The 13,976-nt window shown below is 69.1% G+C and carries 12 protein-coding genes and 1 pseudogene; 9 read left to right on the top strand and 4 right to left on the bottom strand.

Annotated features, from left to right (window positions below; genetic code table 11):
* Nucleotides 1–209 precede the first annotated feature (209 nt).
* The 3 genes from rfbB to rfbA are packed head-to-tail and all read left to right on the top strand — an operon-like array spanning nt 210 to nt 3,036.
* Nucleotides 210–1,259 carry a dTDP-glucose 4,6-dehydratase gene (rfbB, locus tag Q0W60_RS12655; protein WP_297696119.1) on the top strand — a complete coding sequence of 350 codons (1,050 nt, stop codon included), beginning with the start codon at nt 210–212 and terminating at the stop codon, nt 1,257–1,259.
* Nucleotides 1,256–2,143, top strand: a complete 888-nt coding sequence (gene rfbD, locus Q0W60_RS12650) for a dTDP-4-dehydrorhamnose reductase (RefSeq protein WP_297696118.1) — start codon at nt 1,256–1,258, stop codon at nt 2,141–2,143. The genes rfbB and rfbD overlap by 4 nt, the downstream gene beginning before the upstream one ends.
* Nucleotides 2,140–3,036 carry a glucose-1-phosphate thymidylyltransferase RfbA gene (rfbA, locus tag Q0W60_RS12645; protein WP_297696116.1) on the top strand — a complete coding sequence of 299 codons (897 nt, stop codon included), beginning with the start codon at nt 2,140–2,142 and terminating at the stop codon, nt 3,034–3,036. The genes rfbD and rfbA overlap by 4 nt, the downstream gene beginning before the upstream one ends.
* Here rfbA and Q0W60_RS12640 read toward each other — a convergent pair whose 3' ends face one another.
* Entirely contained in the window at nt 3,037–4,452 is a 1,416-nt protein-coding gene (locus tag Q0W60_RS12640; RefSeq protein WP_297696114.1) for an amino acid permease, read from the bottom strand.
* 289 nt (nt 4,453–4,741) lie between these two features.
* Between Q0W60_RS12640 and Q0W60_RS12635 the strand changes: the two genes are divergently transcribed.
* The 4 genes and pseudogenes from Q0W60_RS12635 (at nt 4,742) to Q0W60_RS12620 (ending at nt 9,362) form a co-directional block, all read left to right on the top strand.
* Nucleotides 4,742–6,814: a redoxin domain-containing protein gene (locus Q0W60_RS12635; protein ID WP_297696112.1), complete on the top strand. Its 2,073-nt coding sequence runs from the start codon at nt 4,742–4,744 to the stop codon at nt 6,812–6,814.
* 61 nt (nt 6,815–6,875) lie between these two features.
* A complete protein-coding gene (locus Q0W60_RS12630; protein WP_297696110.1) occupies nt 6,876–7,862 on the top strand; it encodes a D-2-hydroxyacid dehydrogenase in 987 nt (328 codons plus the stop codon).
* A 93-nt stretch (nt 7,863–7,955) separates the two neighbouring features.
* Nucleotides 7,956–8,138, top strand: a pseudogene (locus Q0W60_RS12625) (helix-turn-helix domain-containing protein); the annotation flags it as partial.
* A 126-nt stretch (nt 8,139–8,264) separates the two neighbouring features.
* On the top strand, nt 8,265–9,362 hold the full coding sequence (locus Q0W60_RS12620) for a glycosyltransferase family 1 protein (RefSeq protein WP_297696158.1): 1,098 nt from the start codon (nt 8,265–8,267) through the stop codon (nt 9,360–9,362).
* On the opposite strand, the gene phnE is transcribed toward Q0W60_RS12620, so the two are convergent.
* Genes phnE through phnC form a run of 3 tightly spaced genes read right to left on the bottom strand, consistent with a single transcriptional unit; the run spans nt 9,359 to nt 11,966 of the window.
* On the bottom strand, nt 9,359–10,168 hold the full coding sequence (phnE, locus tag Q0W60_RS12615; protein WP_297696108.1) for a phosphonate ABC transporter, permease protein PhnE: 810 nt from the start codon (nt 10,166–10,168) through the stop codon (nt 9,359–9,361). The two genes, Q0W60_RS12620 and phnE, sit on opposite strands and share 4 nt — an antisense overlap.
* Nucleotides 10,168–11,175 (bottom strand): phosphate/phosphite/phosphonate ABC transporter substrate-binding protein, encoded by a 1,008-nt coding sequence (gene phnD, locus Q0W60_RS12610; protein ID WP_297696106.1) that lies wholly within the window; start codon nt 11,173–11,175, stop codon nt 10,168–10,170. The genes phnE and phnD overlap by 1 nt, the downstream gene beginning before the upstream one ends.
* Complete coding sequence (phnC, locus tag Q0W60_RS12605) at nt 11,172–11,966, bottom strand: phosphonate ABC transporter ATP-binding protein (protein WP_297696104.1); 795 nt, start codon at nt 11,964–11,966, stop codon at nt 11,172–11,174. Before phnC ends, phnD begins: the two co-directional genes overlap by 4 nt.
* A gap of 258 nt (nt 11,967–12,224) precedes the next feature.
* Between phnC and Q0W60_RS12600 the strand changes: the two genes are divergently transcribed.
* The gene (locus tag Q0W60_RS12600) at nt 12,225–13,499 is read left to right on the top strand and encodes a type III PLP-dependent enzyme (RefSeq protein ID WP_297696102.1); all 1,275 of its coding nucleotides are present in this window, start codon (nt 12,225–12,227) and stop codon (nt 13,497–13,499) included.
* 200 nt (nt 13,500–13,699) lie between these two features.
* Nucleotides 13,700–13,976, top strand: a 277-nt coding sequence (locus tag Q0W60_RS12595) for a deoxyhypusine synthase family protein (RefSeq protein ID WP_297696100.1), incomplete at its 3' end; no start/stop codon positions are given.

Genomic DNA, 13,976 nt, shown 5'->3' with positions numbered 1-13,976 from the left:
ACGTGCGCGCAGGCCCGTCGCCGGCCGCGTCAAACGAACGGCGATTCATGGCAGGAGCCTGAAATGGTAGGTATCGCCCCGCGCCGCTTCAAGCGTGCGGCCGAAGATCGCGCCCCCGGGGCCGCTTGAGCCGCGGTGGTTTCGTTGTAAGAGGGCGGACGGAAGGCTCGCCTTTGGGGGGCGCGGCCGCCGATTTCGCGAAAGACCGCATGAAGATCCTGATCACGGGCGGGGCCGGCTTCATCGGATCGGCGGTGGTGCGCCGCGCCGTCGCCGATGGACACCATGTGGTGAACCTCGACGCGCTCACCTATTCCGCCAACCTGGAGAACGTGGCCAGCGTGGCGGAGAACCCGCGCTACGTCTTCGAGCACGCCGACGTGGCCGACGAGGCCGCGGTCGCCGCCATCTTCGCTCGCCATAAGCCGGATGCGGTGATGCATCTGGCGGCCGAGAGCCACAACGACCGCGCAATCGAGGCGCCGCTGGCCTTCGTGCGCGCCAACGTCATGGGCACGGCGGTTCTGCTGGAGGCCGCGCGGAAGCACTGGTCGAGCCTACCCGCGGGGAAAAAGGCGGCCTTCCGTTTTCACCATGTCTCCACGGACGAGGTGTTCGGCGCGCTCGGCCACGACGGCGCCTTCGACGAGACGACGCCCTACGATCCGAACTCGCCCTATTCGGCCTCGAAGGCCGGCGCCGACCACCTGGTGCGGGCCTGGGGCCGCACGTTCGGGCTTCCGGTGGTGCTGACCAACTGCGCCAACAACTACGGCCCCTACCAATTCCCCGAGAAGCTGATCCCGACGGTCATCAGCCGGGCGCTGGAGGGCAAGTCGATCCCGGTCTACGGCCAGGGCCTGCAGGTCCGCGACTGGCTGCACGTGGACGATCATGCCGAGGCCCTGTTGCTGGTGCTGGCCAAGGGCCGCACAGGCGAGACCTATTGCATCGGCGGCGGCACGGACCGGCCGAACCTGGAGATCGTCCAGCGGCTCTGCGCCGCGCTCGACCGCATCGCCCCGGCCAATACGCCGCACGCCGAGAAGATCGAGTTCGTGGCCGACCGGCCGGGCCACGACTTCCGCTACGCCATCGATGCGGCCAAGCTGCGGCGCGAGCTCGGCTGGACGCCCGCCACCTCGCTCGATCAGGGTCTGGAGGAGACCGTGCGCTGGTACGTCGACAACCGCGACTGGCTGCAGCGGATCCGCGAGCGCGGGTTCCACTCCGAGCGGCTCGGACTCGTCAAGGCGTGAGCCTGCGCATCCTGCAGTTCGGAACGACCGGGCAGCTGGGCCGCGAGATGCTCCGCCAGGCGTCCGGCCACGCGGTGCAGCTGATCGCGCTCTCCCGCGGCGAAGCCGACCTATCGGAGCCCGCCGCCTGCGCCGAGGTGGTCCGCGACGCCCGGCCGGACCTGGTGGTGATCGCCGCGGCCTACACGGCCGTCGACCGGGCCGAGTCCGAGCGCGAGCTCGCGGGCCGGATCAATGGCGAAGCGCCGGGCGCCATCGCCCGCGCGGCGCATGCGAGCGGCGCGGTGCTGGTGCACATCTCCACCGACTATGTATTCGACGGGACCAAGGGCGCCCCCTACGTCGAGACCGACCCGATCTGTCCGGTCAACGCCTACGGCGCATCCAAGGCGCTGGGCGACCAGGCGGTGCTGGAGGGCGCCGCGCGGGCGCTGATCCTGCGGGCGTCCTGGGTGGTCTCCGCCCAGGGCAGGAACTTCGTGAAGACCATGCTGCGGCTGGCGGAGGAGGGGCGGCCGCTGCGGGTCGTCGACGACCAGTTCGGGCGGCCGACCAGCGCGGCCGATCTCGCCGGCTTCATCCTTGCGAACGCGATCGGGCTTGCTGCCGCCGCCACCGGCGATCCGCGTTTCGGCGTGTGCAACTTCGCCAACGCCGGGGAGACCACCTGGCGCCATCTGGCCGAAGCCGCCCTGGCCGAGGCGCTGGGCGACGCCGCGCCCGCCGTCACCCAGATCGCCACCGCCGAGTTCCCGACGCCCGCGCGGCGCCCGGCGCGCGGCACGCTCGACACACACCGTCTGGAAACCCTCTTCGGCTATTCCCCCCGCCCGTGGCGCGAGGCGCTTAGGGATATCGTGGCGGAGCTGAAGGTGAGCGCATGAGGCGCGGGATCGTCCTGGCGGGCGGAGCGGGCACGCGACTGCATCCGCTCACGCTTGCGGTCTCCAAGCAGCTGCTGCCGGTCTACGACAAGCCGATGATCTACTATCCGCTGTCGGTCCTGCTGCTGGCCGGCTGCCGCGAGATCCTGATCATCACCACGCCTGAGGACCAGGCCAGTTTCAAACGCCTGCTCGGCGACGGCGGCCAACTCGGCGTGCGCTTCCAATACGTGGTCCAGCCCAGGCCCGAGGGCCTGGCCCAGGCCTTCATCCTCGGCGAGGAATTCGTCGCCGGCGATCCCAGCGTGATGATCCTGGGCGACAACATCTTCTTCGGCCAGAACTTCAGTCAGACTCTGAGGGCGGCCGACTCGCGTTCGCACGGCGCCACCGTGTTCGGCTATCTGGTGCAGGACCCGGAGCGCTACGGCGTGGTCGAGCTCGGTGCGGGCGGCAAGGCGCTGGGCATCGAGGAGAAGCCCAAGGCCCCGAAGTCCAACTATGCGGTGACCGGGCTCTATTTCTACGACGGCCGTGCGAGCGAGTTCGCCCGGTCGCTTAAGCCGTCGGCCCGCGGCGAGCTGGAAATCACCGCCCTCAACCAGGTCTATCTCGAAGCCGGCGAGCTGTCGGTGGAGCTGCTCGGCCGCGGCTTCGCCTGGCTGGACACCGGCACCCATGACAGCCTGATCCAAGCCGGCGAGTTCATCCGCACCGTCGAGCAGCGCCAGGGGCTGCGCATCGGCTGCGTCGAGGAGATCGCCTTCCGCCACGGCTGGATCGGCGCGCCCGAGCTGCGCGCGCTCGCCGGGCAGCAGGCCAAGAGCGAGTACGGCCAGTATCTCCGCGCGCTCGCCGACGGGCTGGTCGTCGCCGAGGAGCCGGCGGAGTAGTCAGGCCGCGGCCAGGACGCTGCGGGTCCGGCCGTAGAGCAGATAGACCAGCAGGCCCACGCCGTTGCAGGCCAGGAAGAAGAGCTGGGTGAAGGCCGCGAGGCTGGCGAAGAGGTAGAGGCAGCCCAGGACCGCCAAGGGGCCGACCAGCCACCACGCCGGCGTGCGGAACGGGCGGACGAGATCGGGCCTCTGGCGGCGCAGCGCCATCATGGCGATGGCCGTGGCGATGAAGGCCGCCAGCGTCCCGGCGTTGGCCACCTCCGCCAGCCGCTTCAGCGGCGCCAGCCCGGCCATCACTGCGGCCACGCAGGCGGTGAAGACGGTCACCCGCGCCGGCACGCCGCGGCCGTTCACGGCGCAAAGCCAGGTGGGGATCAACCCGTCGCGCGACATGGCGAAGAACACCCGGCTCTGGCCGAACATGAAGGCCATGATCACCGTCGGCAGGGCGATCACCGCGGCGGCGGCGATCAGCACCGCGGCGCCGCCGTGGTCGCCCTGGCGCAGGATGAAGGCCAGGGGCTCGCCGCTCTTGGCGAACACGTTGAACGGCGCGGCCCCGAGCGCGGCGGCGGCGACGATCATGTAGATGGCCGCGCACGCCAGCATCGAGCCCACGATCCCGATGGTCAGGTCCCGCGACGGGTTCTTGGCCTCCTCGGCCGCCGTCGAGATGGCGTCGAAGCCGTAGAAGGCGAAGAAGATCACCGCCGCGGCGGCCATGACGCCGCGCTTGGTCCCGTCGGCGCCCACGTGGGCGTTGAACCCGAACGGCATGAACGGCTGGAAATGGCTGGCGTCGAAGCTGGGCAGGGTGAGCGCGACGAAGGCCGCGAGCGCGGCCACCTTGAAGGCGACCAGGAAGGTGTTGAGCGTGGCGCTCTCGCGGGTGCCGACCAGGAGCAGGGCCGCCACCACGGCGATGATGAACATCGCCGGCAGGTTGACGAGGCCGGCCGGGTCCCCCCAGGGCCCGGCGGCGAGGCTCGCCGGCAGACCCCAGCCATGGCTCGCCAGGAAGCCCTGCGCATAGCCGGACCAGCCCACCGCCACGGCCGAGCAGACCACGGTGTATTCGAGGATCAGGCTCACGCCGACGATCCAGGCGACCAGTTCGCCCATGCCGGCATAGGCGTAGGTGTAGGCGCTGCCCGCCTGCGGCATCAGCGTCGCCATCTCGGCGTAGCAGAGCGCGGCGAAGGCGCAGACCGCGCCGGCGATCGCGAAGGACAGGATCACCCCCGGGCCGGCCTGCCCCGCGCCCACGCCGATCAGGGTGTAGATCCCGGTGCCGATGATCGCCCCGACGCCAAGCGCGATCAGGTGCGGCCAGGAGAGCGTACGGCGAAGCTCGCGCACCTCGACGCCTTGGCGGGCGAGCGCGATCGGCTTGCGGCGCGTCACGAAGCTCATGTGCAGCAGGCCCCCGCCGGCGCAATCCCCGGCCCCGTGCGGTCCAGCATGGGGGCATGGACGGCCCCCGACAAGTCGCCGCCGGGTGAGACCTTCCGATCGTTGACGGCGCCGCTGTGCGCGGCGGGGCATTAGCGGAAAGGAAACGATCTTGACGCCTGAGTCATCGAAACATTGATGCAACACGGGTATGCTGGAAAGCGCGCCTGAACGGCGTTAAGTAGCGGTCACACATCAGGCTGCCCGATCCGCCTGCTTCCGCGGGTCGGACGGTGGAGGAGATTTCAGGATGAAAACTGCACGAATTGGCGTGCTGGCCGCGCTCGGCGGCGCGGCCCTGGTCTATGGCCTGGCGAGCGACGGCCTTTCCTCGCACGGCGCGCGCAGCGTCGCGGCCGAATCGGCGGCCGCCCAGCCGACGACGGTCGGCAACTTCATGCTGGTCGACCAGAACCTCCAGGCGCACGAGCTCTACCGCATGGCCGACAAGCCGGCGATCGTGCTGATCACCCAGATGGACGGCTGCCCGATCTCGCGGAGCCAGGCTCCGGCGTACAAGGAGCTGGAGCAGGCCTACGCCGGCAAAGGCGTGCAGTTCCTGATGCTGAACTCCGCCACCCAGGACACCCGCGAAGCGATCCAGCAGGAGGCGAAGGACGCGGGCTTCGACATGCCGATCCTGCTCGACCAGAACCAGCTGGTCGGCGAAACCCTCGGCGTGAAGCGGACCGCCGAGGTGATCGTGATCAACCCGAAGACCTGGCAGGTCGTCTACCACGGGCCGGTCGACGACCGCAGCGACTACGGCGGCGGCCAGAAGCCGGTTGAGCATCGCTACGCCGCCGACGCGCTCGACGCGGTGCTCGCCGGCAAGCCTGTGCAGCAGGCGTCGCTGCCCGCGAAGGGCTGCCTGATCGACTTCCCGGCCCGCGCGCAGCCGCAGAAGATCACCTACGTCCACGACGTGGCGCCGATCCTCGAGAAGAACTGCGTGGGCTGCCACGAGAAGGGCGGCATCGGCCCGTTCGCGATGGACAGCTACGACCGCGTCAAGGGCTTCTCGCCGATGATCCGCGAGGTCATCATGACCCACCGGATGCCGCCCTATAACGCCGACCCGCACGTGGGCGTGTTCTCGGACAACAGGAACCTCACGCCGCACGAGATCAAGACGATCGTCCACTGGGTGGAGGATGGCGCGCCGCGCGGCGAGGGGACCGACCCGCTCGCCGCCCACCAGCACGTCGCCCAGGACTGGCCGCTCGGAAAGCCCGACCTGGTGCTCGACGTCCCGGCGTTCACCATCCCGGCGACCGGCGTGGTGGACTACAAGCACCCGTGGGTCCTCAACCCGCTGACCGAGGGCCGCTGGATCCGCGCCACGACCATCAAGGTCGAGCAGCGCCAGGGCGTGCACCACCTGCTCACCGGCTACATGAAGGACGTGCCCAAGCCCGGCGAGCAGGCCTACGAGAACAAGTGGGGCGTCTCCGTCGGCGGCTATGCCGTGGGCGCCGAATCCGAAATCTCGCCGCCCGACGTGGGCTCTTACCTGCCGCCCGGCGGCGCGATCGGCATCCAGGCGCACTACACGCCGTTCGGCAAGGAAGCCACCGACCATTCCAAGATCGGGGTCTACTTCTACAAGCCCGGCGAGACGCCGAAGTACGTGATGCACGGGGGCGTGGTGGTGGACAACACAATCACCATTCCGCCGAACGAGCCGCGCCACCACGAGATCGCCTACCTGACCTTCCCGCACGACGCGCTGCTCTACTCGGCCTTCCCGCACGCCCATTACCGGGGCTACGCGGCGGACCTGTGGATCCAGTATCCCGACGGCAAGAAGAAGCTGCTGCTGACCCTGCCGCGCTACGACTTCAACTGGCAGCGGGATTACACCTTCGCCCAGCCGGTGAAGGTGCCGGCGGGCTCGAAGCTGATCGCCCACTGGACCTACGACAACTCGAAGGAGAACCCGGCCAACCCGGATCCCAACAAGACCATCACCTGGGGCGAGCAGTCCTGGGACGAGATGTTCTACACCGCGATCCGCTACCGCTGGCTGGATGAGACCTCGAGCCACCAGCTGCCGCAGTACGACCAGGACCTGAACCGCACCCGTATGGTTGGGATGCTGGACGACAACGTCGACGGCAAGATCGAGAAGGCGGAGCTGAAGGGTCAGATGGGCACGATGCTCGCCAAGTACTTCGACGTGCTGGACAAGAACCACGACGGCTCGCTCGACGTGGCCGAACTCTCGGCCGCCCAGAAGATGATGGGCGGTTTCCGGCGTCGGGCGCCCTCCACCGCGGCGGAGGCCTTCTCCTCCGCCGAACATCCCGGCGGCCAGCACTAAGGTCCTAGCTGTTCCAGAGCCCCCGGCGATCGCTCGCCGGGGGCGTTTTCTTTTTCGACCCATGCGGCTGCTGATCCACGACGCCAGCTACCGACGGCTGAAGGACCGTATCGATGCGCTCGCGGGCGTAGAGCCCGTGATCATGTCGAGCGACGCGAGCCTGAGCCTCGACGGTAAGCCGATAGCCCTGGAAGCCGCTGCGCTCGAGGCCGCCTGGACCAACAACGACGTCTGGTTCGGGCGGAACGGCCGCGACTTCGCCATCGCCATCCTGAAGTCGCCGACCATCAAGTGGATGCAGAGCGGCGCGGCCGGCTTCGACAATCCGATGTTCGGCCAGGTGGCGCAGCGCGGCGTGCGGCTCACCACCAGCCATGGTCAAGCGGTGGGCATGGCCGACTACGTCGTCTGGGGCGTGCTCGATCATTTCCAGCGCGGGCCCGAACGCCGGGCGGCGCAGGCGGCGCACGAGTGGACCCGGATGACCTTCCGTGACCTCGAGCACAGCCATTGGCTGGTGATCGGCTTCGGCGCGATCGGCGAGGGCGTGGCGCGTCGCGCCAGAGGCTTTGGCGCGCAGGTCACGGGCGTGCGCCGCAACCAGGCGCCCCACCCCTGCGCCGACGCCATCGCCCCGCAGTCGGAGCTGCGGCGGCTGCTGCCGGACGCCGACGTGGTGGTCCTCGCCTGTCCGCTCACGCCGGAGACCAAGGGGCTGGTCGACGACGCCTTCGTAGCCGCGATGAAGCCACGCTCGGTGCTGGTGAACGTGGGTCGCGGCGGCCTGGTGGACGAGCCGGCCCTGCTGGCCGGCCTCGACCGGGGCGTTCCCGAGCACGCCATGCTCGACGTCTTCCAGACCGAACCCCTGCCCGCCGACAGCCGCTTCTGGGACCACCCGCGAGTGACGCTCACCGCCCATGCCTCCGGCGCCAGCGAGGGCCAGCCCCGGCGCAACGACGAGCTGTTCCTCGAGAACCTGCGCCGCTACCTCGCCAGCGAGCCGCTGCTGCACGAGGCTGACCCCAAGGACGTGCTGGCGGGCTGACCCGCCCCGCGCGCGCCGAACGCGGGTCGGTTGACAGGGCGCGCGCGATCCTGGCAGTTGGGCCGCCACGAAGTTCCTGACAGTGGGGCTGTCATGAAATCGCCTTCTCCGAGCCTGCGCGACCGCCAGCGCGAGGAGACCCGCGAGCAGATCCTGCGCGCCGTCGGCCGGCAGCTGGAGCGCGGGCCGCTGGAAGACCTGTCGTTCCCCGAGATCGCCAAGGACGCCGGAGTCGGCGAGCGCACCGTCTACCGCTACTTCCCGACCAAGGAGGCGCTCCTGGGCGCGTTCTGGGCCTGGATGCAGAACCAGGCCGTGGCCGCGCCCGAACGGCCGCGGCGCCCCGCGCCGCTGCCCCGCATCCGCGAGGCGATCACCGCACCGCGCGACGCGCGGCGTCCGATGCGCATCCTGTTGGCCACCGACGCCTGGGAGCCGCAGGTCAACGGGGTTGTCCGCACGCTCACGCGCGTGGTGAAGGAGCTGAAGGCCATGGGCCATGCGGTCGAGGTGATCAGTCCCGACCTGTTCAAGACCTTCCCGCTGCCGACCTATCCCGAGATCCAGCTGGCGATCGGTTGCTACGAACCGGTGCAGGAGCGCTTCAAGGCGTTCGAGCCGGAAGCCATCCACATCGCCACCGAGGGCCCGATCGGGCTCGCCGCGCGGCGGATCTGCGTGGAGTGGAAGCTGCCGTTCACGACCAGCTACCACACACGGTTTCCGGAGTACGTCTCGGCGCGGCTGCCTTTGCCGCTCGCCGCCGGCTACGCCTACATGAAGTGGTTCCACAAACCGTCCGGGCGGGTGATGGTCGCCACGCCGACCATGCGCGACGAGCTTTCGACGCACGGCTTCCGCAATATCTCCTCCTGGTCGCGGGGCGTCGACACCGAGGTCTTCCACCCCCGGCGCGAGGGCGAGGCGGACGTCTACGCCGACCTGCCGAGGCCGATCTTCCTCTACGTCGGTCGGGTGGCCGTGGAGAAGAACATCGAAGCCTTCCTGGGGCTCGATCTGCCGGGGACGAAGGTCGTCGTGGGCCCGGGGCCGCAGCTGGAGGAGCTTCGCGGCAAGTACCCGAGCGTGGTCTTTACCGGTCCGAGGTCGGGCGAGACGCTGACCGCCCACTACAACTGCGCCGACGTGTTCGTCTTCCCCTCGCTCACCGACACCTTCGGCCTGGTGCTGCTGGAATCGATGGCCTGCGGCACGCCCGTCGCGGCCTATCCCGCGCCCGGGCCGGTCGACATCCTCCCCAACTCCGGCGCGGGCGTCCTGGCCCACTCGCCGACCGAGGGCCTGAAGGAAGCCTGCCTGGAGGCGCTCAGGCTGGATCGGAGGCAGGTCCGCGCCTTCGCCGAGAAGTTCTCCTGGCGGGCCTGCGCCGAGGATTTCGTGCGCAACCTGCAGCCCTATCCCGAGCCGGAGAAGACCCGCTTCTGGCGGCGGCTGCGCAGGCTGGCCCGGGTGAGGCGCAGACGGCCCGAGACGGCCTAGAGCAGCCGCGAGCGCATCGCCTGGGACAGGATGTCGATCAGCGTCACGGCGACCACGATGACCACCGCGATGGCGCCCACCTGGCTGAAGGCGAAGGCGTTGAGGGAGTCGAACAGCACCTGCCCGATGCCGCCCGCACCGATCAGGCCCAGCACCGTCGCCGAGCGGGCGTTGGATTCGAAGCGGTAGAGGGCGTAGCTCGTCCAAAGCGGCGCGACCTGCGGAATGACCCCCCAGACCACCTCCTGCAGCGGGGTCGCGCCGGTGGCGCGAATGCCCTCGATCGGGCCGCGGTCGATGGCTTCCACCGCCTCCGAGAACAGCTTGGCGAGCACGCCCCCGGTGTTCACCGCCAAGGCCATGACGCCGGCCAGCGGCCCCAAGCCCACGGCCACGATGAAGAGGGTGCCGATGACGAGGTCGGGCGCCGAGCGCAGCAGGTTCATCAAGAGGCGCATCGGCTGCTGCAGCCAGACGGGCGAAACGTTGCGCGCGCAGGCCAGACCGAACGGGACGGCGATGACCACCGCCAGCGCCGTGCCCCAGAGCGCGATCTGGACCGTCAGCCACATCTGGGCGACGTAGAGCCGCCAGCTGGCGAAGTCGGGCCGCAGGAACTCGCGCCCGAACTGCTGCATGTTCTGCGAATTGGTGAACAGCTTGGAGATGTGGGTCATCTCCACCGGCCGGATGCTGATCAACAGCACCACCAGGATACCGCCCCAGATCAGGATATCGGGCCCACGCTGGGCGAGCGTGCGGCGGGGTGGCGGCGGGACCGCCTGATCGACGACGGCGGCGGTCATCAGACGTCGGGCTGGGCGGCGCGCTTCTGGGCCGCCTCGGCATGGATCTTGTCGTAGGCCGCCTGAGCCTTGGCGATGCGGGCCTTGTCGCCAGACTTCTTGGCGTCCCAGAGCGCCTCGGCGGCCTCCATCTCGCGGATCGGATCGAGATAGCTGTCATCCGCCGGGCGGAAGCCGCCATAGGTCAGCTTGGCGAGCACGGCGCGCTGGCGATCAGCCTGGGGGCCTGTGCCCGCGCCATAGGTCAGGAAGAACTGGCGGACCTTCTCCTTCACCGCCGGGTCGAGATCCTTGCGCACGAGGATCGCGGACTCCGGCAGCGGCGGCGAAGTCCAGATGACCTGCACCTTGTCCGCGGCGGCCGGATTCTGCCGCCGGTAGAACACCAGGCCGACGGTGTTGCCGGTCGAAGCGTCGAGCACCCCGTTCGCCACCGACAGGAAGTTCGCCTGGTGGTTGGCGTTGCGGACCGTCTTGAAGCACTTCGCCGGATCGATCCCGTGCGGGATGAACAGATAGGCCATCGGCGCGAGCGTCCCTGAGGTCGATTTCGCATCGCCCAGGCCGAAGGTGTAGCGCTTGCCGCATTTCAGCAGGTCGTCGATCGTGATGCGGGAGCCCTTGCGGGTGATGATCACCGACTCGTAGGTGGCCTCGCCCCCCGCCTGGACCACGCGGCCCAGCACCTCGGCGTCGGCTCGGTTCACCGCTTCGAGGGCGGGATCGGCGGAGAACCAGCCCAGCTGCACCTGGCCGAAGCGCATCGCCTCGATCAGGCCGGTGTAGTTGCTGGCGAAGTAGGGCTTCACCTTGATGCCGATCTGCGCCGACATGTCGTCCAGCAGCGGCTGCCAGAGCGGGCGCATGTTCGCCTCGTTCTCCGCCGAGAGGATCGAGAAGGTCAGCTCTTTCGGCGTCGAACCCTGGGTCTGCGAGGGCTTCTGGCTGCAGGCGGCGAGCGCCAGGGCGACGAGCGCCAGGACGCCCGCCAGGCGGCGACGGATCATGTCGGGGCTCCCTCCCAGAAGACGTCCTCGAACTCCGGACCGTAGATGTCGACGAGCTCTCGCCTCGACAGCCCTGACGGCGGTCCGTCATAGACGATCTTGCCCGCCTTGAGGGCGACGATCCGCCGACAGTAGCGAAGCGCATAGTCCACCTGATGCAGGGTGACGATCACCGTCAGACCGTCCTGGCGGTTGAGGTCGCACAGCGCGTCCATGACCCGGCGGGCTGCGACGGGATCGAGCGAGGCGACCGGTTCGTCGGCGAGCACGACCTCGGCCTGCTGGACGAGCGCGCGGGCGATCGCGCCGCGCTGCTGCTGGCCGCCCGACAGCGTGTTCGCCCGCTGCCCCGCGTATTCCGCCACGCCCATTCGCGCCAGGGCGACCATGACCGCCGTCTTGGTCGCCGAGGGCCACAGGCCGAGAAGCCCGCGCGCGGTCCCGATCCGGCTGAGCGAGCCCAGCGCCACATTGGTGAACAGCGACAGCCGTCCGACGAGGTTGAACTGCTGGAAAATGAAGCCGATGCGGCTGCGGGTCTTGCGCACGTCGCCGGCGATCCGGCCGTTCGCCTGCACCGAGCCGCCGAACGCCTCGATGCGGCCATCCCCGGGGTCGATCGCCTGGAGGGCCGAGATCGAGCGCAGCAGCGTCGACTTGCCGGAGCCCGACGGGCCGATGAGCCCGATCATCTCCCCGCGACGCACCTCGAGGGACACGGCCTCCAACGCCCGGCGCTGGCCGAAGGTCTTCGATGCCTCCCTTATCGACAGGATGGCGGCGTCGGACATGGCTGGCGGGACATCCCTCGCGGCGCAGGTGATCCCCCATCGTGATCACCTGGACCCTGCGCCGGCTTCATGGCACGCGCGCGCCGCCTCGGTCCAGCCGAGCGGCGGCGGTTGGCGATGACGACTCTGCGTCGCACGGTAAGACTCTTTACACGCGAACCAGTTACCCCTATTTGCGCGACTTCCGGCGGACCCGATGTCCTAACAAGCGCTGCTAACGCCGGTCTGGGTTCAACAATTCCTTGGGGGTTGCGTGAGGTGCACAGGTACCATACGCCCCTGGACCTGGTCCGTGAGCGGTCCCCGGAACGTCCCGTCGCCTTAGCGCGACCGGATGCGGTGGCGGCGGCGGCGCGCTGGTTCCAGGAAAATTTCGAAGGGGACGTTTACTACGCGGTGAAGGCGAACCCTTCGCCGTGGGTGATCAAGACCCTGGCCAGGAACGGCGTCACCGCCTTCGATGTCGCCTCGATCCCCGAGATCGAGCTGGTCGCCAGGCACGCGCCCGACGCCCGCATGGCCTTCATGCATCCGGTGAAGAACCGCAAGGCGATCGCCCGCGCCTACTTCGACTACGGCGTGAGGATCTTCGCGCTCGACACCCATGAGGAGCTGGCCAAGATCCTGGAGGCGACCGGCGGAGCCGACGACCTGGCCCTTATCGTGCGCATCGGTGTCTCGACGGCGGGGGCCGCCTATTCGCTGGCCGGCAAGTTCGGCTCCGAGCCGCACGAGACGCCGGGGCTCCTGCTCGCCGCCCGTCGCGCCACCCAGGACCGCATGGGCGTGTCGTTCCACGTGGGCTCGCAGTGCATGCGGCCCACCGCTTTTCAGGCCGCCATGGCGCAGGCGAGCCGCGCGATCGTGCGCGCCGGCGTCATGGTGGATGTGGTCGACGTGGGCGGCGGCTTCCCGTCCGTCTATCCCGGCATGACCCCGCCGCAGATGGCCGACTATGCGGATTCCATCCACCGCGGCTTCGCCGAGATGATGGTCGGCGAGGAGACCGAGCTCTGGTGCGAGCCGGGCCGCGCGCTGGTCGCCGAAGCGTCGTCGATTCTCACCAAGGTCGAGCTGAAGAAGGGCGATGCGCTCTATCTGAACGACGGCAGCTACGGCTCGCTGTTCGACGCGGCGCATACCAAGTGGCCGTTCCCGGTGAAGCTCTATCGGGCCGAGGACGGCGAGGCCCAGGAAGTGGAAGGGCCGCTCAAGCCCTTTCGCTTCTACGGACCTACCTGCGATTCGCTCGACCACATGCCGGGCCCGTTCTGGCTGCCGGAGGACGTCCGCGAGGGCGACTACGTCGAGATCGGCATGCTCGGCGCCTACGGCGTCGCCATGAATTCCCGCTTCAACGGTTTCGGCGAGGCCCAGACCGTGGTCGTCGAGGACGCCCCGATGGCGTCCATGTTCGGCCTGGCCGGCCGCAACATCCGCCTGCCGCGCGAGCCGCAGGGCGAGGAGGAGCGCAAGGTGGTCCGCCTGTCGCGGCCCAAGGGCGCGGCCGGCAAGAAGCGCCGCAGGAAATAACTCGAACCTCCCCTTCCCCCTTGCGGGACGGGTGACCGCGGAGCGCACGGGAGGGGGTGAGACTCCAAATTGGCCCGTTTCGGCGCTAATACCCCCACCCCAACCCCTCCCCGCAAGGGGGAGGGGCTTCGGGCCCGTCGCTCCGTCCGGGCCCCGAAGAGATTTTCCGGACGGGCGCTCAAACTCTCGAGGCAAAGAGAATGAACGCTGACGGTCAACGGACCAACCGCAAGGCCGAGCTCCTGGCCAACACGGTCGAGCACGTGGCGATAGACCAGTACGACGCGCGGCCGATCATCGACGCGATGCGCAAGATGAGCTTCACCAGCCGCGACACCGCGCGCGCCGCCGACCTCCTCTTCAGGGCCCTGGAGGCTCCGGCCTGCTCGACCTGGCTCACGCTGGCCTTATCGACATCGGCCCGCGGCTGCATGCACATCTACCTCGACATGGTGCAGTACGGGATGGTCGACGCCA

It is taken from the genome of Phenylobacterium sp. (genome assembly GCF_025934275.1).
GTDB lineage: Bacteria > Pseudomonadota > Alphaproteobacteria > Caulobacterales > Caulobacteraceae > Phenylobacterium.
Note: the sequence above shows the minus strand (reverse complement) of the source record. Positions and strands in the feature narration are given on the sequence as shown.